25 protein-coding genes are annotated in these 23,421 nt (G+C 34.1%); 15 read left to right on the forward strand and 10 right to left on the reverse strand.

Annotation, left to right across the window (positions count from 1 at the left end; genetic code table 11):
* Positions 1-46: 46 nt before the first annotated feature.
* Positions 47-1,204 carry an MFS transporter gene (locus tag A9G45_RS07455; RefSeq protein WP_065567694.1) on the reverse strand — a complete coding sequence of 386 codons (1,158 nt, stop codon included), beginning with the start codon at positions 1,202-1,204 and terminating at the stop codon, positions 47-49.
* 147 nt (positions 1,205-1,351) lie between these two features.
* Here A9G45_RS07455 and A9G45_RS07460 point away from each other — a divergent pair, with 147 nt between their 5' ends.
* On the forward strand, positions 1,352-1,654 hold the full coding sequence (locus A9G45_RS07460) for a MerR family transcriptional regulator (RefSeq protein ID WP_065567695.1): 303 nt from the start codon (positions 1,352-1,354) through the stop codon (positions 1,652-1,654).
* 172 nt (positions 1,655-1,826) lie between these two features.
* Complete coding sequence (locus A9G45_RS07465) at positions 1,827-2,318, forward strand: hypothetical protein (protein WP_065567696.1); 492 nt, start codon at positions 1,827-1,829, stop codon at positions 2,316-2,318.
* Positions 2,319-2,826: 508 nt separating this feature from the next.
* Here A9G45_RS07465 and tolC read toward each other — a convergent pair.
* Positions 2,827-4,173 (reverse strand): outer membrane channel protein TolC, encoded by a 1,347-nt coding sequence (gene tolC / locus A9G45_RS07470; RefSeq protein WP_065567697.1) that lies wholly within the window; start codon positions 4,171-4,173, stop codon positions 2,827-2,829.
* A 138-nt stretch (positions 4,174-4,311) separates the two neighbouring features.
* Here tolC and nudF point away from each other — a divergent pair, with 138 nt between their 5' ends.
* Positions 4,312-4,941, forward strand: coding sequence for an ADP-ribose diphosphatase (nudF, locus tag A9G45_RS07475; RefSeq protein ID WP_065567698.1), 630 nt, complete (start codon positions 4,312-4,314; stop codon positions 4,939-4,941).
* Between the two features lie 166 nt (positions 4,942-5,107).
* Positions 5,108-5,938: a 3',5'-cyclic-AMP phosphodiesterase gene (gene cpdA / locus A9G45_RS07480; protein ID WP_065567699.1), complete on the forward strand. Its 831-nt coding sequence runs from the start codon at positions 5,108-5,110 to the stop codon at positions 5,936-5,938.
* 54 nt (positions 5,939-5,992) lie between these two features.
* Here cpdA and cls read toward each other — a convergent pair whose 3' ends face one another.
* The 5 genes from cls to fldA all read right to left on the reverse strand — a co-directional run bounded on the left by cls (position 5,993) and on the right by fldA (position 9,603).
* The gene (gene cls, locus A9G45_RS07485; RefSeq protein WP_065567700.1) at positions 5,993-7,456 is read right to left on the reverse strand and encodes a cardiolipin synthase; all 1,464 of its coding nucleotides are present in this window, start codon (positions 7,454-7,456) and stop codon (positions 5,993-5,995) included.
* Positions 7,457-7,461: 5 nt separating this feature from the next.
* Complete coding sequence (gene yciA, locus A9G45_RS07490; protein WP_065567701.1) at positions 7,462-7,917, reverse strand: acyl-CoA thioester hydrolase YciA; 456 nt, start codon at positions 7,915-7,917, stop codon at positions 7,462-7,464.
* Between the two features lie 26 nt (positions 7,918-7,943).
* Positions 7,944-8,486 carry an inner membrane-spanning protein YciB gene (locus A9G45_RS07495; RefSeq protein ID WP_065567702.1) on the reverse strand — a complete coding sequence of 181 codons (543 nt, stop codon included), beginning with the start codon at positions 8,484-8,486 and terminating at the stop codon, positions 7,944-7,946.
* A gap of 67 nt (positions 8,487-8,553) precedes the next feature.
* Complete coding sequence (gene fur / locus A9G45_RS07500) at positions 8,554-9,012, reverse strand: ferric iron uptake transcriptional regulator (RefSeq protein ID WP_065567703.1); 459 nt, start codon at positions 9,010-9,012, stop codon at positions 8,554-8,556.
* 78 nt (positions 9,013-9,090) lie between these two features.
* On the reverse strand, positions 9,091-9,603 hold the full coding sequence (gene fldA, locus A9G45_RS07505) for a flavodoxin FldA (RefSeq protein WP_065567704.1): 513 nt from the start codon (positions 9,601-9,603) through the stop codon (positions 9,091-9,093).
* A gap of 178 nt (positions 9,604-9,781) precedes the next feature.
* Here fldA and sucC point away from each other — a divergent pair, with 178 nt between their 5' ends.
* The 11 genes from sucC (at position 9,782) to hslU (ending at position 19,680) form a co-directional block, all read left to right on the forward strand.
* Positions 9,782-10,951, forward strand: coding sequence for an ADP-forming succinate--CoA ligase subunit beta (gene sucC, locus A9G45_RS07510; RefSeq protein ID WP_065567705.1), 1,170 nt, complete (start codon positions 9,782-9,784; stop codon positions 10,949-10,951).
* 27 nt (positions 10,952-10,978) lie between these two features.
* On the forward strand, positions 10,979-11,851 hold the full coding sequence (gene sucD / locus A9G45_RS07515) for a succinate--CoA ligase subunit alpha (RefSeq protein ID WP_065567706.1): 873 nt from the start codon (positions 10,979-10,981) through the stop codon (positions 11,849-11,851).
* Between the two features lie 98 nt (positions 11,852-11,949).
* Positions 11,950-13,521, forward strand: a complete 1,572-nt coding sequence (locus A9G45_RS07520) for a cytochrome ubiquinol oxidase subunit I (RefSeq protein ID WP_065567707.1) — start codon at positions 11,950-11,952, stop codon at positions 13,519-13,521.
* Between the two features lie 19 nt (positions 13,522-13,540).
* Entirely contained in the window at positions 13,541-14,677 is a 1,137-nt protein-coding gene (gene cydB, locus A9G45_RS07525; RefSeq protein ID WP_065567708.1) for a cytochrome d ubiquinol oxidase subunit II, read from the forward strand.
* A 9-nt stretch (positions 14,678-14,686) separates the two neighbouring features.
* Complete coding sequence (locus tag A9G45_RS14110; protein ID WP_141671992.1) at positions 14,687-14,797, forward strand: cytochrome bd oxidase small subunit, CydX/CbdX family; 111 nt, start codon at positions 14,687-14,689, stop codon at positions 14,795-14,797.
* Positions 14,798-14,989: 192 nt separating this feature from the next.
* Positions 14,990-15,385, forward strand: coding sequence for a tol-pal system-associated acyl-CoA thioesterase (gene ybgC / locus A9G45_RS07530; RefSeq protein ID WP_065567709.1), 396 nt, complete (start codon positions 14,990-14,992; stop codon positions 15,383-15,385).
* Positions 15,386-16,066, forward strand: coding sequence for a protein TolQ (tolQ, locus tag A9G45_RS07535; protein WP_065567710.1), 681 nt, complete (start codon positions 15,386-15,388; stop codon positions 16,064-16,066).
* 2 nt (positions 16,067-16,068) lie between these two features.
* Positions 16,069-16,488, forward strand: coding sequence for a colicin uptake protein TolR (gene tolR / locus A9G45_RS07540; RefSeq protein WP_065567711.1), 420 nt, complete (start codon positions 16,069-16,071; stop codon positions 16,486-16,488).
* Between the two features lie 28 nt (positions 16,489-16,516).
* Positions 16,517-17,647: a cell envelope integrity protein TolA gene (gene tolA / locus A9G45_RS07545; protein WP_176701638.1), complete on the forward strand. Its 1,131-nt coding sequence runs from the start codon at positions 16,517-16,519 to the stop codon at positions 17,645-17,647.
* A 150-nt stretch (positions 17,648-17,797) separates the two neighbouring features.
* A complete protein-coding gene (hslV, locus tag A9G45_RS07550; protein ID WP_025316169.1) occupies positions 17,798-18,325 on the forward strand; it encodes an ATP-dependent protease subunit HslV in 528 nt (175 codons plus the stop codon).
* A gap of 26 nt (positions 18,326-18,351) precedes the next feature.
* Positions 18,352-19,680 carry an HslU--HslV peptidase ATPase subunit gene (hslU, locus tag A9G45_RS07555; RefSeq protein WP_065567713.1) on the forward strand — a complete coding sequence of 443 codons (1,329 nt, stop codon included), beginning with the start codon at positions 18,352-18,354 and terminating at the stop codon, positions 19,678-19,680.
* 56 nt (positions 19,681-19,736) lie between these two features.
* Here the strand turns inward: hslU and asmA are convergent, their stop codons facing one another.
* The 3 genes from asmA to mltA form a co-directional block, all read right to left on the reverse strand.
* Positions 19,737-21,623, reverse strand: coding sequence for an outer membrane assembly protein AsmA (asmA, locus tag A9G45_RS07560; protein WP_065567714.1), 1,887 nt, complete (start codon positions 21,621-21,623; stop codon positions 19,737-19,739).
* 32 nt (positions 21,624-21,655) lie between these two features.
* Entirely contained in the window at positions 21,656-22,237 is a 582-nt protein-coding gene (gene dcd, locus A9G45_RS07565; protein WP_065567715.1) for a dCTP deaminase, read from the reverse strand.
* Between the two features lie 70 nt (positions 22,238-22,307).
* A complete protein-coding gene (gene mltA / locus A9G45_RS07570) occupies positions 22,308-23,408 on the reverse strand; it encodes a murein transglycosylase A (protein WP_081297862.1) in 1,101 nt (366 codons plus the stop codon).
* Between the last annotated feature and the right edge of the window lie 13 nt (positions 23,409-23,421).

Consider the following 23,421-nt stretch of genomic DNA (forward strand, 5'->3'; position numbering starts at 1 on the left):
TGTTATAATTATTAAGCTAATAAATATTTTTTTCATTATAAAAACCTTAATGGTAATTTCTTTTATTTAACATTAGTTGCAATGCACAAATAAATAGGAAAAGGGTGACGAGTAAAATTAAAGTATTTGTTTCAAAAATGGTTGGTAAAAAGGCGCCTACACTCGCACCAATAAATAAAACACAGGTGTATAGCGATATGGCAATGCCACGACTTTCAGCTTCAGATTCGATTGTAATACATGTAATCATTGATGGAATGGCATAGGCTAGTCCAAAAATAAATATAAAATGGATAATAAATAAAAAACTAACAAAATTTAATTGGTCATTAATATAAAAACAGTGAATTAATAACGAAATGCTCATTAGGCATAATGCCATGAATAATACGTATAATGGTTTGATTAGCTTAAATATATAACCAGCTGTTAGACTAAATAATATAGCAATAATGCTTATATTACGTAGTGTTGGTACATAAATGATTAATGAGCTATGGTGTAATATTGAATAAAGACTAACGAAACTAAGTAAAACAAAGAGCGAACAACAATAGATAGGAAATAATTTTTTATTAAACAAAATATTGGGAAGTTTACTAAAAATTGAAGTTATTGTTGTTTTTTGGGGTGTTGGTTTTTTTCTATTGCTTTTTGAACTGTTGAAATAAAAGCATACAGCGCCTAATGCGTAAATAATACCTAAAAACCACATAGACTTATGCAGTGAATCAACAATCATTATTGAACCAAACCATTGCCCAATGGTTGTTGCGAGTAGAAACGCACAACTAATAATTGAGATTGCTTTAGATTTTGTTGCATCAGCAAGGTTGACCGAAATCCACGCTAATGCAACAGGTGGAAATGAGGCTGCACAAAAGCCTTGGATGGAACGTGCTAGCAATAATAAATAATAACCACTTATCAATGGAATAATAAAAGTGATTAATGCTAAAAGTAGTAAGCCTATTGCTAAAGTAAAATCTTTGCCTATTTTATCCGATAAAATTCCCCAAATAATTAGTCCAATCGCGTAAAAAATACCAAACACACTTGTCAATAAGCTGACATTACTTGGTGTGCTACCTTTGATAAAAATTAGTAAATTTTCTGGAATGGGTAAAAAAATGTATAGAAGGGTAACAACAGCAAGTGCTATAAAAGGAATTAATGTTGTTCCTACGATTAACTTATATTTCATTGATGAGTCCTTTAAGTTTTATTGTTGTATTTAAACTACAACAATTGGAGTATATATCCATTATGGTTTTTAAATCAACATAATTTGTTGTACAATATAATTTAATCGATAAAATATAAAAAAATAAACGATGAAAAAGGTTTTATTATGGAAGATATCTCTGCTAAAAATGCATATGATGACTTTTTATCAACCGTGATTGTTGGTATTGGAGAGGTTTCTGAGATGACAAAAATTCCAGTTAGAAAATTACGATATTGGGAAGAAAAAGGCATCATTAAAACGGTTGATCCACAATCTAAGTCTCGTCAATTTGATTTAGCGAATATAAAAAAAATTGTTTTAATTCAAGAATTGATGGAAGATGGATATTCATTGGATGGTGCAGCCAAAAAAGTTGAAGATAGAATTGCAAAAATAGAATCGTTAATGAATCTAATTCAAATGTAATTGTGTGTATATTGGTTTTTATATTGTAATAATATTAATTCAAGTTCTATTCATTAATTAGTTTTATAATTTATTTTCAATATGGGTATTTTATTATTTTGCTTATTAATTGTTGACTTTATTAAGTTTCTTATTGATAGGTTTTTATTAATAAGCATTTTTTGGGATAAACATGATAAAACCGATATCTAATATCACATTAAAACCGCTACCTAAAAGCAAAAGAGGTAAAATTAGCTCGCTTGTTGAAGTTGATGGTGTTTGCTATGATGAAAAACTAGAAGGTCGCTATTTAGAAATGGCTTTTAGCTATGATGACTGTTACGTTTTAATTTTTGTGACGGAAGATGGTGGTCCTTGGGAAGAAGTTTTATTCATCTATCTATTTGATTCAAAAAACTACCATATCGTTGATCGTGCCAAAATTGGCGGTGGAGCATATGCTTGGCTTAGCGCTTGTGGGCTTTGGAATATTAAAATTTTATCGGATCATACATTAAGTTTTGAATTTATGTCGTTTGAGGGAACTGATGGTTGGTTACTTAAACTTTTTAAAAAACCTATAAAAACCTTTCCGTTTACACTTAGAAACCTATTTCATATCTGGCGTCCAATTTCATTTAAACGCCATTTTTTAATCGAAATAAATAAAAAGCTACTTTAAATCGATATACTATATTTCTCTTTCTTTATACTGAAATTGGCAATCAAAATAACGATTGCCAAAACTCATTTTTGTTAAAATTAATATTTTCGATTGAATATTGCTAGTAAATTCATTATTTTCTTACTTTTGGTTTTCTGACGGATTTCCTGAATAAGAAAATAGGCTATCTTTTAGTGCAAAAGAGAAATCTTTAGTATTAATCTCACCAATAACTTTGTTGCTATCGTATAAAGCCAGTAAAAAATTAGCGATTTGCTTTGCGGTATGGTGCTAGGTAAAACTCTCATCATTATTGTGTTGACTGATATTATTGGCTTTTCACCAAATTCGGTTTTCGTTACAGCCCAACAAATCCCTTTGCTATCAATTGACGTTAGCTTGTTTTAATTCCTGCGCAAGCCCTTCAGTAAAGACTAGGTCTGAAGTGGTAGATATTTTTTTAGTGGCATAATAAAAAAAGGCGGTTTATTCGCCTTTTAAACAGTTGTCATAACAGAATTAATGATTATTTTATCGTAGCTAAAGTACTAACTTCTTTACCTAGCATATTGTTTAAATAAACTAGATCATTAGCTGTTAAGGTTCCCACAGCATATTTTAATTGTAGCAAGCTAGTTAAATAATTATATTTTGCATCAGATAGGTTTCGTTTTGCACTATATAGCTGTGTTGTCGCATTTAATACATCAACAATTGTTCGTGTTCCAACTTGATAGCCAGAATTAGTTGCTTCTAATGAACTTTGTGCAGAAACGACAGCTTGTTGATAAGCTTTGATTGCACTAATTGATGATGAAATATTATTGTATGATGAACGTACTTGATTAATCACGTTTCTGTTGGTGCTTTCTAATTTTTCGCTAAAGCTGACGTAATTTTGTTGTGCTTGTTCGACCTTAGACATTGTTGCACCACCTGAAAAGATAGGCAGATTAACACTAACACCAACATAATTATTCCCAGAATAAGATTTACCACCACGCCCACCAGCTGCTACATTATTACCATATCGGTCAGTTTTATTAAGATTTGTTGATGCATCTAAATTTGCTGTAGGTAAATGACCTGATTGAGAAAGTTTGATCTGTTCACGTGCAATATCTTGATTTAACTTCATGGTGAGTAAATTAAGATTAGACGTTTCAGATTGTTTTAACAATGTGCTGATTTGCGTTGGATTTTCTGTTCTAAAGGTATTGGTGTTAACGCTTGCTAAACTAGAATAAAAACGACCGCTCACTTGACGTAAATCTTCTATTGCATTGTTTAGATCATTTAAAGCATTAACTTGTTGCGCAACGGTTAGATCATAGTTTGCTTGAGCATTTTGTACATCAGTAATTGCAACTAAACCGACTTGGTGTTGTTGGCGAGTTTGTTCTAACTGACGCCCAATTGCTTTTTTTTGTGCATCAATAAAGCTCAATGCATCAAGTGTTTTTAAAACATTAAAGTAGGCAACAGAAGTATTTAATATTAGTGTTTGCCCTTGATATTGATAAGCGATATCAGCAACGCTTGCTTGCTTTTTAGTAATATCTAAGCCTTTCCAATTTGAAAAATTAAAAATGCTTTGCGATACAGCTACTTGGTATAAATTTCCGCTTTTAGATTTTACGCCACTGGTATCTCGCCGACCATGCGTTACACCATAAGAAGCACTCAAACCTATTTGTGGCAACAAACTTGCCCGAGAACCAGAAATGGCTGCATATGCTTTATTTTTTTCCGCTAATGAGCTGCGTAGATCTGGGTTGGTTTCTTTAGCTTGTTCATAAACTTGTATTAAATTTTCAGCGAAAGCAGATTGGCTTAGCAATAATCCAATTAAAAAAGTTAAGGTTTTTTTCATTAATCTTCTCTTTGAAATCATTAAAATATAGTATCATCTCTAATAGCGTAATTTTAACAGATAATTAGCATATAGTAAGCATTGTTTGTATGCTATTCGCACTTTTTATTCAAATTCAGTTTACAATCGAGAATTTATATGAAAATTAAACATAATCCGGTAAATTTTAACAAAAATGATATCGTTAATTTAACTAAACGAATTTTGTATAAAGGTTTTTTTTCTTTATTTGAATACCGTTTTCAATATCGCAAGTTTGACGGCTCAATGAGCGAGGTTGTCACTCGTGAAATTTTAGAACGTGGAAATGCGGTTGTGCTTTTAGCTTATGATGCAAAGCGTGATAAGGTGGTACTAATAGAACAAGTTAGGATTGCTGCTATTGAAACTCAAGACAGCCCTTGGATGTTAGAGCTAATAGCTGGTATGATGGATCACGAGAATGAATCCTTAGAAGATGTAGCAAGGCGTGAGGCAATGGAAGAGGCGGGAATCACTATAGGTCGATGTAAACCTATTATTAGTTATTTAGCCTCACCCGGCGGTTTAACTGAACAATTGCATATATTGGCTGGTGAAGTTGACTCATCAACAGCTAAGGGGATTCATGGCCTTGCCGAAGAGAGTGAAGATATTAAAGTCCATGTCGTAAGCCGTTCTCAAGCTTATCAGTGGATTGAAGATGGAATAATTAACAATGCAGCATCAATTATTGCCCTTCAATGGTTGGAGCTTAATCATCAGCTATTACAAAATGAATGGAAATAACTTTTTATAATTATGTTTAATTATTCCTTTCATAGATGTGTGATTTATTTCACAGTTTAATATAATAATATGATTTATAAGGGTATTTTACTTTCAATCACAATACCTATTTTATTGCTGACATTATTAACCATAATTATAAATTAATAAATAATTGAGGTAAATTTTGGGGTCATTTTTAGAGCTTCAGACCCGTAATAAAAATTACGGCAAAATATTACATATAACTGATACCCATCTTTTTGCAGAAGATAGTGGCTCGTTGCTTGGTATTAATTCTAATGCAAGTTTTTTAGCTGTTATCGATGACATAAAGAAAGGCAATAGGCAATATGATTTAATTGTGGCAACAGGTGATTTTGTGCAAGATGGCTCTAAAAAAGCTTATGCTCGTTTTGCTGAACAAATAAATAAATTTAACACTCCATGTGTATGGTTGGCTGGCAATCATGATAATTATGCTCATATGCAAGAAATGTTTGCAAACTATCAACTTGCTGATAATAAAATCGTACTGTTGGGTGATAACTGGCTGACAATTCTATTAAATAGTCAAGTTGTTGGTCAGGCTTATGGCTTCTTACACGAATCTGAACTCGAATTTTTGCACAACACCTTAACTGAACATTCTCATAGATATGCGTTAATTTTTTTACACCATCATCCCATTTATTCAGGTTGCCATTGGTTAGATCATCATATTTTAAAAAATTATGGGCAATTAGAAAAAGTTATCCAAAAACATCCAAATGTAAGAGGACTAGGTTGGGGACATATTCATCAGAAACAAGATTATGTTTGGCATAAATGTAAGGCATTCTCAACGCCTTCAACTTGTTTCCAATTTAAACCGGAATGTTATGATTTTCAATTATCAAGTGATGATGCACCTGGTTGGCGAGAAATTACGCTTAATACCAATGGAACCATTGATAGTGAGGTTTATAGATTAAAGAATAACCTCTTTTTACCTGATATCTCTCAAAATGGTTATTAGTCAGTAGCAATATTTCTAGCAATAATATATGTAGGCTTAACACTAGCCCAATACTTATAGTAAAGGGGCAAAAAAGTAAAACAATCTCTCAGTTACACGTTGCCATATAGGCCGCTGGTTCCATTTTTCGGCCTTTATTTGATCTGAATTAGATAAATATTTTTGTAAAAGATCGGCTAGTGAATTAGCAAACTCTGCATCATCAATTACAGTGGTAATTTCAAAATTAAGCCATAAGCTACGCATATCTAAATTAACAGTACCAACAAGGCTGAGCTGGTTGTCAATTAAAACACTTTTAGTATGTAATAAGTTATCATTGAATTGATAGAGTTTTACCCCGCCATTTAATAATTCAGAAAAAAAGGCTCGACTTGCCCATTTGACCATTAATGAATCATTATTTTTGGGAATGATGATAATCACTTCGACCCCTCGCTGTGCTGCGGTGCATACAGCATGTAAAATATCATCACTTGGTACTAAATAAGGTGTAGTAAAAATAATTTGCTCTTGTGCTGAATAAATTGCTGTTAATAGCACTTGATGGATCATATTTTCTGTATAACCTGGGCCAGATGGGATCAATTGCATAATGTGTTTTTTATCTTCTGGTGGCTCGGCAAAATCAGTAATTTGTGGTAATGCTAAATGTTTACCTGTTTCTAGCTCCCAATCACAAGCATATATGGCTCCCATAAGTGTTGTAACCGGCCCATTCATTCTTACCATAATATCAACCCATTCGCCAACATGTTTATTTTGTTTAAAAAAACGCGGATCAACTATATTCATGCTTCCAGTATAAGATATATAGTTATCAATAATAGCGACTTTTCGGTGTTGGCGTAAATCTAACCGTCTAAACATAAAGCGAAGCAAGTTTACTTGTAAAGCTTCGACAATGATAATGCCAGCATCGCGCATTCTTTTACTCGCGTTTGTTTGGATAAAATGCCGGCTACCAGCAGAATCAACCATTAATCGGCAAATTACGCCACGTTTACTTGCTTGAATGAGCGCCTGCTCAACATCATCAGCTCGACCACCTTCATTCCAGATATAAAATACCATTTCAATATTCGATGTCGCTTGGTTTATATCATCAATTAAACGGTCAAAAATGACATTGGTTTCACTCAACAATTCAATGTGATTACCATTAATACCATCAAGACCCGTCTGGTGCTTACAAAGTTGGAAAATGGGTTTGCTAACTTGGCTTACGTTACCAGTGAAGATATCAGAAAAGTCACCTATTCGATGAATAAACTTGGAAATAGTTGGGCGCATTTTTTGAGCTCGTTTAACGCGTTGTTGCCCTAAGTGAGCTTCGCCTAGCGCAAAATATAAGATCACACCCACAAGTGGTAAGATATAAATAACTAACATCCATGCAATAACGTAAGTTGTTGGTCTTCGTTTAAAGACAATACGTAACGTCGTTGAAACAATGATCAGCCAATAAACAAGGAAGATCAAAGAACTGACTAAAGCATGAAATGAGGTAAATTGCATACTTATTAGTTATTATTTAGGTTTAATTTAGTTATCGGATCCTTAGTTGAATCATAATGCTGGAATACCTCTGGTAATGGTTTGGGATTATTATGTTTGTCCACTGAAACATAAGTAAATACGGCATCTGTTATGCAAAATCGTTGTGTTGTATCAGATGTATCAATGACTTTTTTAACCCAAACTTCAATACCTATTGTGATAGATGTTTTTCCAGTTTTAATGCAATGTGCATAACAACAAACCACATCGCCCACCATGGCTGGTTTATAAAATGTAATACTACTAGCATTAACCGTTACAACTCGGTTTCTTGCGATCTCTTTTGATAAAATACCGCCTGCAAGATCCATCTGAGACATGATCCAACCACCAAAAATGTGCCCATGAGGATTGGTGTCTGCAGGCATTGCAAGCGTTCTAAGCACTAGTTGACCTTTAGGATTTGTATCTTGTGTCATGCTAAAATACCCTTTTTTATTATTTATTATTTGTTCTCTAAATCATTATTCATATTTTTATAGATATAAATACCTGATATCAACGATAACAGTAACGATGCGCTCGGCAAAATAAATACTTTAAATATCCAAAAGAAATCATCTGTAGTGTAATAGGTTGCTACTAAACTTGTTGTGCCACATAGTATAAAAAAGACAACCCATAATAAATTTAATTTATTCCAAATAGTTATATCTAGCTGGATTTCTTTGCCAAGCATTTTTTGCAACAGATTTTTTTTGAAAATAAATTGACTAACTAACAAGGCTGCGGCAAATAAAAAGTTAATAATCGTGACTTTCCATTTAATTATATTAGGATCACGCATATAAAGTGTAAATCCACCAAAAACCATAACCATTAAATAAGATATCAACTCTACTTTATCTATTTTCCTATATAAGGCAAGGATTAGAAGAAAGCAGATTGTTGCAGTGATCATCAATGCTTGAACACCGACAAAGACATCATACATAGAAAGAAAAACAAAAAAGAACGCAAGCGGAACGAAGTTTAAAAGTTGTTTCATTGATTATTAGCCTAGCACAAGGTAAGTTATCATATTTTAAATGAATAAAAAGCCTATTGGAATAGGCTTATTTTTTGCGATGAAGTTCAGGATGTGCCTTACAATTACCCGATTGACAATGCCCATAAAGATATAAACTATGAAAAGTTAGTTCAACACCATATTGCTCAGCAATTTCTTTTTGCCTTGTGTTGATAATGTCATCTCGAAATTCAAATACTTCGCCACAATCTAAGCAAATTAAATGATCATGATGTTGTTGTGTCGCCAACTCGAAAACTGCTTTGCCACCCTCAAAGTTATGACGAGTAACAATTCCTGCATCGTCAAATTGGTTTAAAACGCGATAAACGGTTGCAAGCCCGATTTCCTCTCCCATATCAATTAATTTCTTATACAGATCTTCCACGGTGATATGTTGACATGAAGGATTCCGTAATAATTCTAAAATCTTTAATCTTGGTAACGTAACTTTTAAGCCTGCACTTTTGAGCGCCGCATTATTATCATTATCATGATTTGTCATATTACTTCCCATTAATTTGTTAATATGTTTCCATTATAGGAACTATATAAGGTAAATAAAAGAAATCATTTTAATAGATTAAATTTTCATTTCAGCTCGGACTTGATTTACCCAACTGTTGATGCGCTCTTCTGTTAATTCTGGTTGGCGATCTTCGTCAATAGCTAAACCAACGAAATGTGTATCATCAACTAAGCTTTTTGACGATTCAAAACTGTACCCTTCAATAGGCCAGTTTCCAACAATTTTAGCGCCTTTAGGTTCGATAATATCGCGAAGTGTTCCCATAGCATCACAGAAATACTCTGCGTAATCTTCTTGATCGCCACAACCAAAAATAGCCACTGTTTTACCACTAAAATCAATTTTTTCTAAATTAGGAAAAAAATCATCCCAGTCAGCTTGTGATTCACCATAGTACCAAGTTGGAATACCAAAAAATAGGTAATTATATTGTTCAATGTTTTCTTTAGTGGCTTTTGCAATATCGAAAACTTCAGCTTTATCACTACCTAAAATGAGTTGGATTTGCTTTGCTACATTTTCTGTATTGCCGGTGTCACTACCAAAAAAAATACCAACTTGTTTCATATTTGTACCTTTGTTATTTACGATATATAAATTTCTCTTAGAAGTATATCATTGTCATTTATTATCAGCAATGATTCTAAATCACATCAAACATAAGTTATTATTTGCTATACAATTTATTTATCTTGCATTAAAATTATCATCATTTTTATATTAACTTAGGCTGTGGAATTTCGTTATGAACCTGCACGAATATCAATCTAAATACCTTTTTAAGCAATATAATTTACCCGTACCGCAAGGATACGTTTGTAATTCGATTGATGAAATACAAGATACATTAGCCGAATTATCGTCAGAAACAGTCTCAAACCCTTTAGTCGCTAAATGTCAGGTTCATGCAGGAGGGCGAGGTAAAGCTGGTGGTGTTATTTGTACTGAAAACTATGATGAAATAAAGCAATTTGCTGAAAAATGGTTTGGGCAACACCTTGTTACTTATCAAACTACTGGTAAAGGTCAGCCTGTTAATAAGATTTTAATTGAAAAAGCATCTAATATTTATAAAGAGCTTTATTTGGGAGCAGTGGTTGATCGTAGTTCTAAGCGTGTAGTGATTATGGCTTCAACAGAAGGTGGTGTTGATATAGAAAGTGTTGCCGAAAAATCACCACACTTAATTTATAAAACTTTGCTTGATCCTTTAACGGGACCTTGTGCTTACCAAGGTCGTGAGCTTGCATTTAAATTAGGATTAACAGGCAAATTAGTTAATCAGTTTACAAAATTATTTGTTAATTTCGCTAAATTATTTTTAGAGAATGATGTTTCATTAGCCGAAGTTAACCCATTAGTGATTACTAATTCAGAAGAATTAGTTTGTTTAGATGCAAAAATTGTTTTAGATGATAATGCCCTTTTTAGGCATCCTAGCTTAAATATTTTAAGAGATACAACTCAAGAAGATGAGCGTGAATCAATTGCAGCAAAACAAGGCATTAGTTATGTATCATTAAGTGGCAATATTGGCTGTATGGTTAATGGTGCAGGTCTTGCGATGGCAACTATGGATATTATTAAACTGCATGGCGGTGAACCTGCTAACTTTTTAGATGTTGGTGGTGGCACAACGAAAGAACGTGTTGCTGAAGCATTTAAGTTAATATTATCTGACAAAAACGTAAAAGCGATTTTAGTGAATATTTTTGGCGGTATTGTTCGTTGTGATTTAATTGCCGATGGTATTATTAGTGCAATAAAAGAAATAAGCCTTACCGTTCCTGTTGTCGTACGCCTGGAAGGTAATAATGCACAACTTGCCCGAGAAATTTTATCTAAAAGTAAATTAAATGTTATTACTGCAGAAAGTTTAATAGATGCGGCTCAAAAAATTGTTGCTGTTGCCTAGTAATAGGATGTATGGAGAATAGTTATCATGTCAATTTTAGTTAATAAAGAAACCAAAGTTATCTGCCAAGGCTTTACGGGTAGCCAAGGAACTTTCCATTCACAGCAAGCGCTTGCATATGGTACCAAGTTAGTTGGTGGTGTGACACCAGGCAAAGGCGGTACAACTCACTTAGGTTTGCCTGTTTTTAATACTGTAAAAGAAGCGGTTGCAACAACCGGCGCAACTGCAAGTGTTATTTATGTGCCAGCAGCATTCGGTAAAGACTCTATTTTAGAGGCAATTGATGCAGGAATTAAATTAATTGTTTGTATTACTGAAGGCATCCCAACTTTAGATATGTTGATTGTTAAAGAAAAATTACAACTTAACAATGTAGTAATGATAGGACCAAACTGCCCAGGTATTATTGTTCCTGACGAGTGTAAAATAGGTATTATGCCAGGACATATTCACCGTGCAGGCTCGGTAGGGATAGTTTCTCGCTCTGGTACATTAACTTATGAAGCAGTCAAACAAACAACAGATATTGGTATAGGCCAATCTGTATGCGTTGGTATCGGTGGTGATCCTATCCCGGGTAGTGATTTTATTTCTATTTTAGCATTACTTGAACAAGATCCTAAAACTGAAGTTATTGTTATGATCGGTGAAATTGGCGGTAGCGCAGAAGAAGAAGCAGCTGAATATGTTAAAAAACACGTAACTAAACCTGTTATTGCTTACATCGCTGGTGTTTCAGCTCCATCAGGAAAACGAATGGGGCATGCCGGTGCAATTATTTCAGGAAATAAAGGTACAGCAGAAGAAAAAACAAAAGCATTACAATCAGCAGGCATTATAGTCGTAAAGAGCCTTACCGATATTGGTGATGCAGTAAAAAAACAAGCTAAGATATAGTTTTTTGATGTATATCAATTTTTATTCTGTAATTATCGGTGTATAATAACCGCCAATAACATAGAAATTTGTGAGCATTTAAGAATTAGGGAGCGTTTATGTTAGATATAGTAGAACTTTCACGCCTCCAGTTTGCACTCACGGCAATGTATCATTTTATTTTTGTACCATTAACGCTAGGTTTGGCGTTTTTGCTAGCAATTATGGAAACAGTGTATGTTGTTAGTGGTAAGCAAATCTGGAAAGATATGACAAAATTCTGGGGTAAACTGTTTGGTATCAATTTTGCCGTTGGTGTCGCAACAGGTTTGACTATGGAATTTCAATTCGGTACTAACTGGTCTTATTATTCACACTACGTGGGAGACATTTTTGGTGCGCCGTTAGCGATTGAAGGTTTAATGGCATTTTTCTTAGAATCAACTATGGTTGGTTTATTCTTTTTTGGCTGGGATAGATTAAGCCGTGGTAAACATTTAATGGTAACTTGGTGTGTAGCGTTTGGTTCAAATTTATCAGCGCTTTGGATTTTAGTTGCTAATGGCTGGATGCAATTCCCTGTAGGGTCTGAATTTAACCCTATCAATTCCCGTATGGAAATGGCTAACTTTTTTGAGTTGATTACTAACACTGTTGCTCAATATAAATTTGTTCATACTGTTGCTGCTGGTTATCTAACAGGCGCAATTTTTGTTTTAAGTATTAGCTCTTATTATTTATTAAAAAAACGCGATGTTGCTTTTGCAAAACGTTCTTTTGCTGTGGCTGCTATGTTTGGTTTTATTATGTCAATTGCAGTTGCCATTATGGGCGATGAAGCAGGCCATGAACTCACAACCGTGCAACCAGTTAAATTAGCAGCAATTGAAGCTGAATGGGAAACTCACCCAGCTCCAGCACCATTTAACGTTATTGCATTTCCATCTCAAAAAAACAAAGAGAACTCATTTGCAATTGAAATTCCTTATGCAATGGGAATAATCGCTACTCGTTCGCTTGACACTCCAGTAAAAGGTTTAAAAGATATTTTAGCCAATAATGAAACGCGAATTAGAAATGGTATTTTAGCTTACAGTAACTTAGAAAAAATCCAACAAGGTAATCAAGATCCTACTGTACTTGAAGCTTTTGACGCTAATAAAGCTGATTTAGGTTATGGTTATTTAGTTAAGCGTTTTACTGATCGTGATAATTTAACTATACCTGAAGCAACAGAAGAACATATTAAAGCTGCAACAGAAGATTCAATTCCAACTGTGTGGCCACTGTTTTGGGCTTTTAGAATCATGGTTGGTCTTGGAGGGTTAATGATCCTTGGCACTGGTTTTGCTTTATGGACAACTTATAAAAATAAAATTGGTGAAAAACGTTGGTTACATCGTTTATTGGTTCTATTTTTACCGTTTCCTTGGTTGGCCTGTGAATCAGGTTGGTTTGTTGCAGAATATGGTCGTCAACCTTGGGCGATCCAAGATATCTTGCCAACAGGTGTTGCTAATTCATCATTAACACCAGGGGAAGTATTATTCACAATGGTGCTTATTTGTGGACTTTATACCCTGTTCTTAGTTACTGAATTATTCTTAATGTTTAAGTTTACTCGCTTAGGGCCAAGTTCTTTAGGAACAGGAAACTATCATTATGAAAAAACACAACCAGTAACAGAATAGGGCATAAGGAGTATACACAATGATTGATTACGAAATTATACGCGTCATCTGGTGGGTGCTGATTAGTGTTGTTTTAATCGGTTTTGTTATCACAGATGGTTTTGATATGGGTGTGGGTATTTTATTACCTTTTATCGGTAAAACAGATACAGAACGCCGTATTATGATTAATGCAATTGCTCCTCATTGGGATGGAAACCAAGTTTGGTTAATCACTGCTGGTGCAGGTATTTTTGCTGCTTGGCCAATGGCATATGCAGCATCATTTTCTGGATTTTATATTGCGATGATTTTAGTGCTTTGCGCACTATTTTTTAGACCAATTGGTTTTGATTATCGCAGTAAATTAGAAAATTCAAAATGGCGTAATCTATGGGATATTGGCATTTTTGCAGGTAGCTTTGTACCTGCATTGGTTTTTGGTGTCGCTTTTGGTAACTTATTAGAAGGCGTTCCTTTTAGATTCGATAACGCTTATCGTGTGTTTTATGATGGTAACTTTTTTGGCTTACTTAATCCTTTTGCATTATTAACAGGAATTGTGAGTTTAATGTTATTTGTTTCTCATGGCGGAACATGGTTACAAATGAAAACGTCAGGAGAGCTTTATTTAAGAGCTAGAACAGCGACGCAAATTGCTAGTTTAATAATGTTAATTGCATTTGTTTTAGCTGGAGTTTGGGTTGCATTTGGTATTAATGGGTATGAAATTACGAGTGTAATTGATTATAAGGCAGCATCTAATCCATTAGCTAAAACAGTATCGACAGATGCAACGTGGTTAGCCAACTATATAAATTATCCTATTTTATGGATAGTACCTGTTTTAGGCGTAATGTTACCACTATTAACTATTCTCTTTTCTAGCCTAAATAAAAATGGATCCGCATTCCTTTCATCTATATTAACAATTGTTTGCGTTCTATTTACATATGGTATTGCAACTTTCCCATTTATTATGCCATCAAGCATTATGCCAAATGCAAGTTTGACGATATGGGATGCATCATCAAGTCAATTAACACTTAATATTATGTTTATTGTGGTTCTTATATTTTTGCCTATTGTTCTTTTTTATACAATTTGGTCATATATCAAAATGTTTGGAAGACTGGATAAAAATCATATCGAAAATAATAAACATTCTCTTTATTAAGGAACTAATATGTATTACGTTTTATGGTGTATAGGACTTATTGCTGCATGTATGTTATCAGCTATAGTCGGTTTATGGGTTGAACGAGATAGCGGTGAAAAAGAATCAAGCAACAAATAAACCAACAGTAAATAATATAAGTTAAACAACAATAAAAAGGTGGCCATAGCCACCTTTTCTTAATTTTCTGATAGGGTTGTTGAAAATAAGCAATAAATGATAATTGTTTTCATTTGTGTTTTTTTATATCATGGTGCAGCGAATTTCATATTCAGTTATAATAATGTCAAATTCAGTTAGTGCTATTTAGATATGAAACAATTTAATTGGAATGCAAGAGTTTATTATGAAGACACTGATGCTGGTGGCGTAGTTTATCATGCTAGATATCTAGCTTTTTTTGAACGGGCTAGAACCGAAATACTAAGGCAATTAGGAATTAGCCAACAAACGTTATTGCAAGAAAGTATTGCTTTTGTTGTAAAAAAGATGGATATTAGCTACCATGCTCCAGCCCATTTAGATGATATGTTGACTATTAGTACTCAAGTTGAGCAAGTTCGCAAGGCGTCTATTATTTTTAAACAGACTATTTTTAATCAAAATAAACGCGTTATCAGCACAGCAGATGTTCTTATTGCTTGTGTTGATATCACTAAAATGAAGCCGTGCGCGCTTCCCAAGTTATTAGTTTTGGAGTTTATATAAGTGGAAAATCTAAATATTATTGATCTGTTTTTGCAAGCAGGCCTCTTAGTACAATGTGTTATGTTGTTATTACTTACTTTTTCTGTTATGTCATGGGCTATTATATTTCAACGAACGAAAATTTTAGGTAAAGCTAAAAAACAAATCGAGCAATTTGATAATAGCTTTTGGGTTGCAGATGATTTAAATGTTTTATTTGATAAAGCAAAATTCAATAAAGAAGAGATCAGCGGCACTGAGCATATTTTTTATTCAGGCTTTAAAGAGTTTTCACGATTATATCAAATTAATCCCAATATGGCTCAATCTGCATTAGATGGTGCATCACGTTCTATGCGTTTAGCAATGAATCGTGAGCTTGACAACTTGGAATTACATATTCCTTTTTTAGGCACAGTAGGTTCTATTAGCCCATATATTGGTTTATTTGGTACAGTTTGGGGGATTATGCATGCGTTTATTTCTTTAGGTGCAGTTAAACAAGCGACACTGCAAATGGTTGCCCCAGGGATTGCTGAAGCATTAATTGCAACTGCAATTGGCTTATTTGCTGCCATCCCCGCGGTAATTGCATATAATCGCTTATCATTGAGTGTAAGCCGAATTGAGCAAAGTTACCTCAATTTTATTGATGAATTTTCTGCAATTTTACAACGTCAAGCAGTTGCCGTTAGGAATTAATTATGCGTAGACGCTCACGTTATTCAACTAAAACTGAAATCAATATAGTCCCTTTATTGGATGTATTATTAGTTTTAGTACTTATTTTTATGGCTACAGCCCCAATTATTAGTCAAAGTGTTGAAGTTGATCTTCCTGAAGCATCGGAATCAAAAACGGTTTCACCTTCAGAAAATAAGCCAATCATTATTGAAGTTTCTGGAGTTGGTATATATGCAATGATTATTGATCAAGATCGTCAAACTAATTTACCAAAAGAACAAATTGTAGCAGAAGTAAAACAACAGATGTCGCTTAATGAAAAGGCTGTTTTTTTAGTCGGTGGTGCAAAAGATGTTCCCTATGAAGAAATTATAAAAGCATTGAATTTATTACAATCTGCAGGCGTTAAATCTGTAGGATTAATGACTCAACCGATTTAAATAAAAATAATATAGTAAAATGTCAGTAATGTCTTATAAACCAAATTCAAAATTAAGTATAGCTATTGCCCTATCCATTATATTACATGTCATTTTAATTGTTATTTTAGGATACCGAGTTATATCTGATAATAATGTAAACTATGGCCGTGTCGATGGAAATTCTATTGATGCTATTATGGTTGATCCTTCTGTCATGACCGAACAATATCAAAGGCAACTAAAGACACAAGTTAGCCAAAAGCAAGCTGAGAAACAAAGGCAGCAACAAATTGATGATCAGGCTCGAATATTGCAGGAACAACAGCTTGCCCAAGAACAGCGGCTTAAAGAGCTAGAAAGAGAGCGCCTAAAAGTAGAACAACAGCAGAAGAAAGAGGCAGAGGCTGCACAAGCTGCGCGGATAGCAAGACAAAAAGAAGAAGATGCTAGAAAAGCTAAAGAGCAGTTAGAAGAACAACAAAGGCAGGCTGAAAGACAGCGCTTAGAACAACAGCAAGCTGAGCTAGCAAAACAAAAAGCAGAGCAAGAAGCTAAATTAAAAGCTGAGCGAGAATTATTAGATAAACAACGTGAAGAAACTTTACGTAAGCAAGAAGAACTTGCCAAGCAGAAAGAAGAACAAGAGGCTAAAGTAAAAGCTGAACAAGAACTTATTGAAAAGCAACGAATTGAAAATGAACGCAAACAAGCAGAGTTAACTAAACAAAAAGAAGAACAAGAAAAAAAGCAAGCTGCTGAAAAAGCGGCGGCAGATAAAGCTGCTATCGAAAAAGCAAAAAAAGCAGCACAAGCAAAAAAAGATAAAGAGCTTGATAACTTGCTGGGTGGACTTACATCAAATATACCCAGCCCAGCAGGTGGTGCTGCTAGTCGGAAAGGTGTTTCAAATGGGGAGCTAGATAAGTATAAATCTCTAGTTCAAAATGCTATCAGTAATAAATTTATTAATCCTAACAAATTATATAGTGGGCGAAATTGTGTATTAGAAATTCAAATTGCACCTGATGGTTTATTACTTAATGTTAGTGCGAAAGATGGCGATGAGGCATTATGCCGAGAAGCACTTTCAGCAACGAAACAAGCTATAATTCCAAAGCCTGCAAGTACGTTTTATAATCAAGTAAAAATAATGAAAATTGACTTCCAACCAAACTAATTTTTTATATTGTAAACGCAATATTCCCTAGAATTATTTACTATAAATGATCAATATCTATAAATTAGAATATTGAAATTACATTAATTACCCCAATATATCATCTATTCATTTCGAATTAAGTTATTTAAGTAAAATAAGGAGCAAAACATGACAACAATTGTTAGTGTCCGTCGTGAGGGGCAAGTTGTTATCGGTGGTGATGGTCAAGTCACGTTAGGCGAACGTATTATTATGAAAGGTAATGCACGTAAAGTTCGTCGCTTATATAATAACAAAGTGATTGCGGGTTTTGCTGGTGGTACGGCTGATGCATTTACATTATTCGAACTATTTGAGCGAAAATTAGAGATGCACCAAGGTCATTTAACCAAAGCTGCTGTTGAGCTAGCTAAAGATTGGCGAACGGATAGGATGTTACGCAAATTAGAGGCATTGCTTGCTGTTGCTGATGAAAGTGCATCATTAATTATTACCGGTACTGGTGATGTTATCCAACCCGAAGACGATTTAATTGCCATTGGTTCTGGCGGTCCTTATGCACAAGCAGCTGCACGAGCATTACTTGATAATACCTCACTTTCTGCACACGATATTGTGCAAAAATCATTATCAATAGCGGGAGACATTTGTGTGTATACAAATAACTTCCAAACCATTGAAGAGCTCAATTACTAATCAACTGAATTAAAGAGAATATTATTATGTCTGAAATGACTCCTCGCGAAATTGTAAGCGAATTAAACCAACATATCATTGGCCAAGATAAAGCGAAACGTTCTGTAGCTATAGCACTACGTAATCGCTGGCGTCGTATGCAACTTGATGAAACATTACGTCATGAAGTTACACCTAAAAATATACTGATGATTGGACCAACAGGTGTTGGTAAAACTGAAATTGCAAGACGCCTTGCAAAATTGGCTCACGCACCTTTTATTAAAGTAGAGGCGACTAAATTTACAGAAGTTGGTTATGTGGGAAAAGAAGTTGATTCAATTATTCGAGATCTAACAGATTCTGCAGTAAAAATGATACGCCAAGAAGCAATTGAACGCAATCGTCATAGAGCGGAAGAATTAGCCGAAGAGCGCATTTTAGATGTGCTAGTGCCACCAGCTAAAGATGGTTGGGGACAAGTTGAAGATAATAATGCTTCAACAGCAAGGCAAGCTTTTCGCAAAAAATTACGTGAAGGCACACTTGACGATAAAGAAATTGAAATTGAAGTAGCTGGTGTTAATATTGGTGTTGAAATTATGGCACCTCCTGGCATGGAAGAAATGACAAACCAATTACAGTCGATGTTTCAAAATTTAGGTGGGCAAAAAACTAAACCGCGCAAAATGAAAATAAAAGATGCCTTTAAACAGCTTATTGATGAAGAAGCCGCTAAGTTGGTTAATCCAGATGATCTTAAGCATGAAGCGATTGAAGCGGTTGAGCAGAACGGAATTGTCTTTATTGATGAAATAGATAAAGTGTGTAAGCGCGGTAACTCATCAGGGCCAGATGTTTCGCGTGAAGGCGTACAGCGTGATCTTTTACCATTAGTTGAAGGTTGTACAGTATCAACTAAACATGGCTCTGTTAAAACGGATCATATCTTATTTATTGCATCGGGCGCGTTTCAAACAGCAAATCCATCAGATTTAATTCCTGAATTACAAGGTAGATTGCCAATTCGAGTCGAATTACAAGCACTAACAAGCGAAGATTTTGAACGGATTTTAACTGAACCAAATGCTTCACTTACGGTTCAATATAAAGCGCTAATGGCAACCGAAGGTGTTAATATCGATTTTACGCCAGATGGTATTCGTAAAATTGCAGAATCAGCATGGCAAGTGAATGAGCAAAATGAAAATATTGGCGCACGTAGATTGCATACTGTATTAGAGCGTTTGATGGAAGAAGTTTCATTTGAGGCTAGTGAACTTGGCGGACAAACAGTTACAATTGATGCTAAATATGTAAGCGATCATTTAGATAAACTGGTTGCAGATGAAGATCTGAGCAAGTTTATTTTATAAGTAGTTCGGCTTGAGTATCGAGTATAAAAAAGGTGAGCTTTGCTCACCTTTTTTTATTACTGCCTTTTTAGTAGTTCGCCTAAGATATTAGAAGTTTTTGATTTAGACTTTGAATTATCTTTAGAATGATGATTTTCTAATTTATCTCGAAGTTTTTCTAAACGATCTTGTAATTTGTCACTAAATACATCATTGATTAATTTAGCAATATCAATTTGATAACGAAGCTTAGCAAATTCACCATAAATACGTAGTGGTATTGTTAACTTTTGTAGCTTTGCAATTACTTCATTTTTAGTATTCCAGCCACCTAACATTTTTAAGTTCAAATTAATATCTAAATCACGGTTTAAGAGCCCGACTCTTCCTGAAGCTTCAACGATCTCAAGTATTGCTGAATTCGCTGTTAATGTTGAAAACTCCAAGTTACCTTGCTTCAAATAGGCATTAGCTGAAATTGTTTGAAATTCGGTGTATTTTTTCTGATTTTCAGGTGTTGTATCATTTTTTGAATAGCGAGCTACCGCATTTTGGATAATACTTTCAATATTTAAATTATTGAGCTTTGCATTTGTTACAACAATGGCCACATTGCCTTGTAAGTTTGCTAACAATTTAGAACCTGATAAGGTGTTACTTTGTAAATCCCCGCTAGCATTAAATAAACCATCTAGATCATGTGCCGTATCTATTTGCTTAAAAAATGTATTTAAATCAACATCAGTTATTTTGGTATTTAGTTTTATTAATGTGTTTTTTTGTTTGCCATTTGCAACACCTGTTGCCAATATATGACCTTTAGCAAAATCTAAACTCATATTTCTGAATATAGCAATACCGTCATTATTAGTTATATCAACATTAATATTGTTAAACGTCATTTTATTGGCGTTAAGTTGCTTGATAGTTAACTTAGCCTTAGCATTGAAAGCATTTAAAAAATTTAATTCATTATTGCTCTTTGTAACATTTGACACCACAGGAGGGGTTTGTTGACTACTAGCCTTTCCGTTTGTTTTTTCACCAATTTTCAGTAATGAAGAGAGATCAATTTTATCAGAATTTAACTGCAAATTTATTTCTGGTTTACTTGTTAAATCTGCATTGATAACACCAATGAAATTATTACCATTAACTGAGAAAGATAAATTTTGGCTTTTTAAAATCTGAGGATTATGTTGGTAATTAAAAACGCCACTTATGTTTCCTTTTAATTCTTTTGCTGAATTAGCGATGCCTTTATAAGTAAAATTTAACTTATTTAAATCGATGATTGCTTGTCTTGGAAATTCATTTAAATCGACATTAGCATGTATTAGGTATGACATATCTTGTTGATTTTTATCTACGTTACCGTTTAAATCAATAGCGATATTTTTATCTTTAACTTGTTCTACAATAAGATTAGTATTTCTAAAGTTAATAAGATCATCTTTATATTGTAATACCACTGTACTGTCAGTAACTTCAAATTTATTTAAGCTAAACTGCCAACTAGATGTATTTTTTTTATCTTTAGAATCCGTTGACTCATTAGTGGTCGTATCCATAGGTGTTTTTTTAGCACCATTTTTTGCAATATTACCTTTACTTTCATCAGTGACGTTGATGATTGCTGATTTTATAAATACATTTTTGATAGATAATTTTTTTGAGAAAAGAGGCAATAGTTCAACATCAAGTCGCATATTATCCGCAGTTAATATAGGTTTTTTTACATCGACATCAGATAATTTTACCGAATCTGTTAATATACTCACTTGTGGCCATATATGCCAACGCAAATCGCCATCAATAGTTAATTCATAACCGGTTTTATCTTTTACTGTATCAGAAATAAATCCACGAAAGTTGTTAGGATCTACAAAAACAATAAGTGAAATAATACCGATAGTAATAGCTAAAATTAAGGCAAATAAAAAAACCAATATTTTTTTTACCATATTAATGTTCCTTTGTTAATATTATAAGTTGTTTAGTCTTTATCAATACGACTGGCGACAGCGCCATGTTGGTCTTTATATTTTGCATCTTGCCTTCGATTGTATGGTCTTGCAGCCGCTCCAGTTAATGTTTCAAAACTAAGCGCTCCGATTGTCATTCCTGGTCTAAGTGCTAATGGAATTTTCCCTGAGTTATAGAATTCCAAAACAATTTGCCCTTGCCAACCAGGATCAATTCGATGTGCTGTAACGTGAACCATCAGCCCTAGCCTAGCAAGCGATGAACGCCCATCTAACCAGCCAACCAGATCATCGGGAATAGTGACTGATTCTAAGGTTACGGCTAATGCTAATTCTCCTGGATGCAAATAGAAAGCATCGCTTTCAGCTAATACAATTTCCTCGCTCATCACTCGTTCCAATACCGCAGCAACTTCTTCTTTAGGACCACTTAAATCGATATAAGGTGTGGTATGCTCTCGGAAAGTTCGAAACTGGTTACCTAATCTAATATCAACAGTTGCACCATTAATACAACTTGCTGCTGGTTGTGGTGTGATTTTTAATTTACCGTTTTGTAAATATGCTTCGATATCTCGGTCGCATAATCTCATAAGTAATCCTTAATTCAGCTTGTATTTCTTTATTCTAACAGGAACTTTGAATGTCGTCGATGTTAGTTGTTTAAGGTTTTAGCAACCATGCGCGGCCATAGTGATTATAGTATCCCGCTAATTTGCCAGGTTGATCACCTACCCCTAGATAAAGGTCAAAATGCTGCCCTTTAATTGCACCACCTACATCAAGAGCAACCATTAAACGATTTTCTCGCCTACCACGATATTGCCCATCGCTATCAAGCAGAGGCACGTCAACCAGTACTACAGAACCCATTGGTATTAATGATTTATCAGAGGCGATAGAAGCATTGGCAATTAAGGGAACATTAGCGGCCCCTTTTACTTCGGTATTATATTTGGGTTCAAAAAAAACGAATGAATGGTTTTGAACCAATAATTCTTTAATTTTTTCCTCACTTTTATTCTTAGCCCAATCTTTGATAGCCTGTATCGACATTCTTTCTTTTTCTATTTCACCTTGTTCTACTAGCAATCGGCCAATACTTGAATAACCATGTCCATTTTTACCACCATAACTAAAGAAAACTAAAGGTAAATCATCTTCAAAATCAACATAGGCACTACCTTGCACTTCCATAATGAAATTATCTATTAAAGAATTACTGTATGCTATTTCAAGACCTTTATTGGCAAGAATACCATTATAAATTTGCTCTCGATTTGGTAATTGTTTTCCTTCACTAACGGGCATTTTATAAATAGGATATTTAAAATCTGTAGTTAGCTCATGTCTTGCTTTAATGATTGGAGTATAATAACCTGTCATATGGACATTTCCATACCCATCTTGCCCCGACATTTCATAACTTTTAAGCCCAACTTTGCTAAATTCGTCAGTTCCTAAGGAACGATTAATCCAATCATCTATCGCTTTATAGATATGTTCATTTTTAAGATACAAAGAGGGCGATGACGACTTGATTTTGGCAATTTGAATCATGTAGTCTGAAATATTTACTGGAATAGCTAATTGTGGATAGCTTACGTTAAACGGAAAAAGGAGGTTGCCATCTTTATATTGTTGACCTTGTTTGACAGGTTTATTTACATTGCTTTGGCTACTAGTTAGAAGAGATAAAATAAATAAAGAGCATAAAGTACATAAAACATAAAAACGATAATAGCGACGTTTCTTTTCTTTCATCTTGATAGATTAT

The organism is Gilliamella sp. HK2, assembly GCF_001690265.1.
Classification (GTDB): Bacteria; Pseudomonadota; Gammaproteobacteria; order Enterobacterales; family Orbaceae; genus Gilliamella; species Gilliamella apicola_C.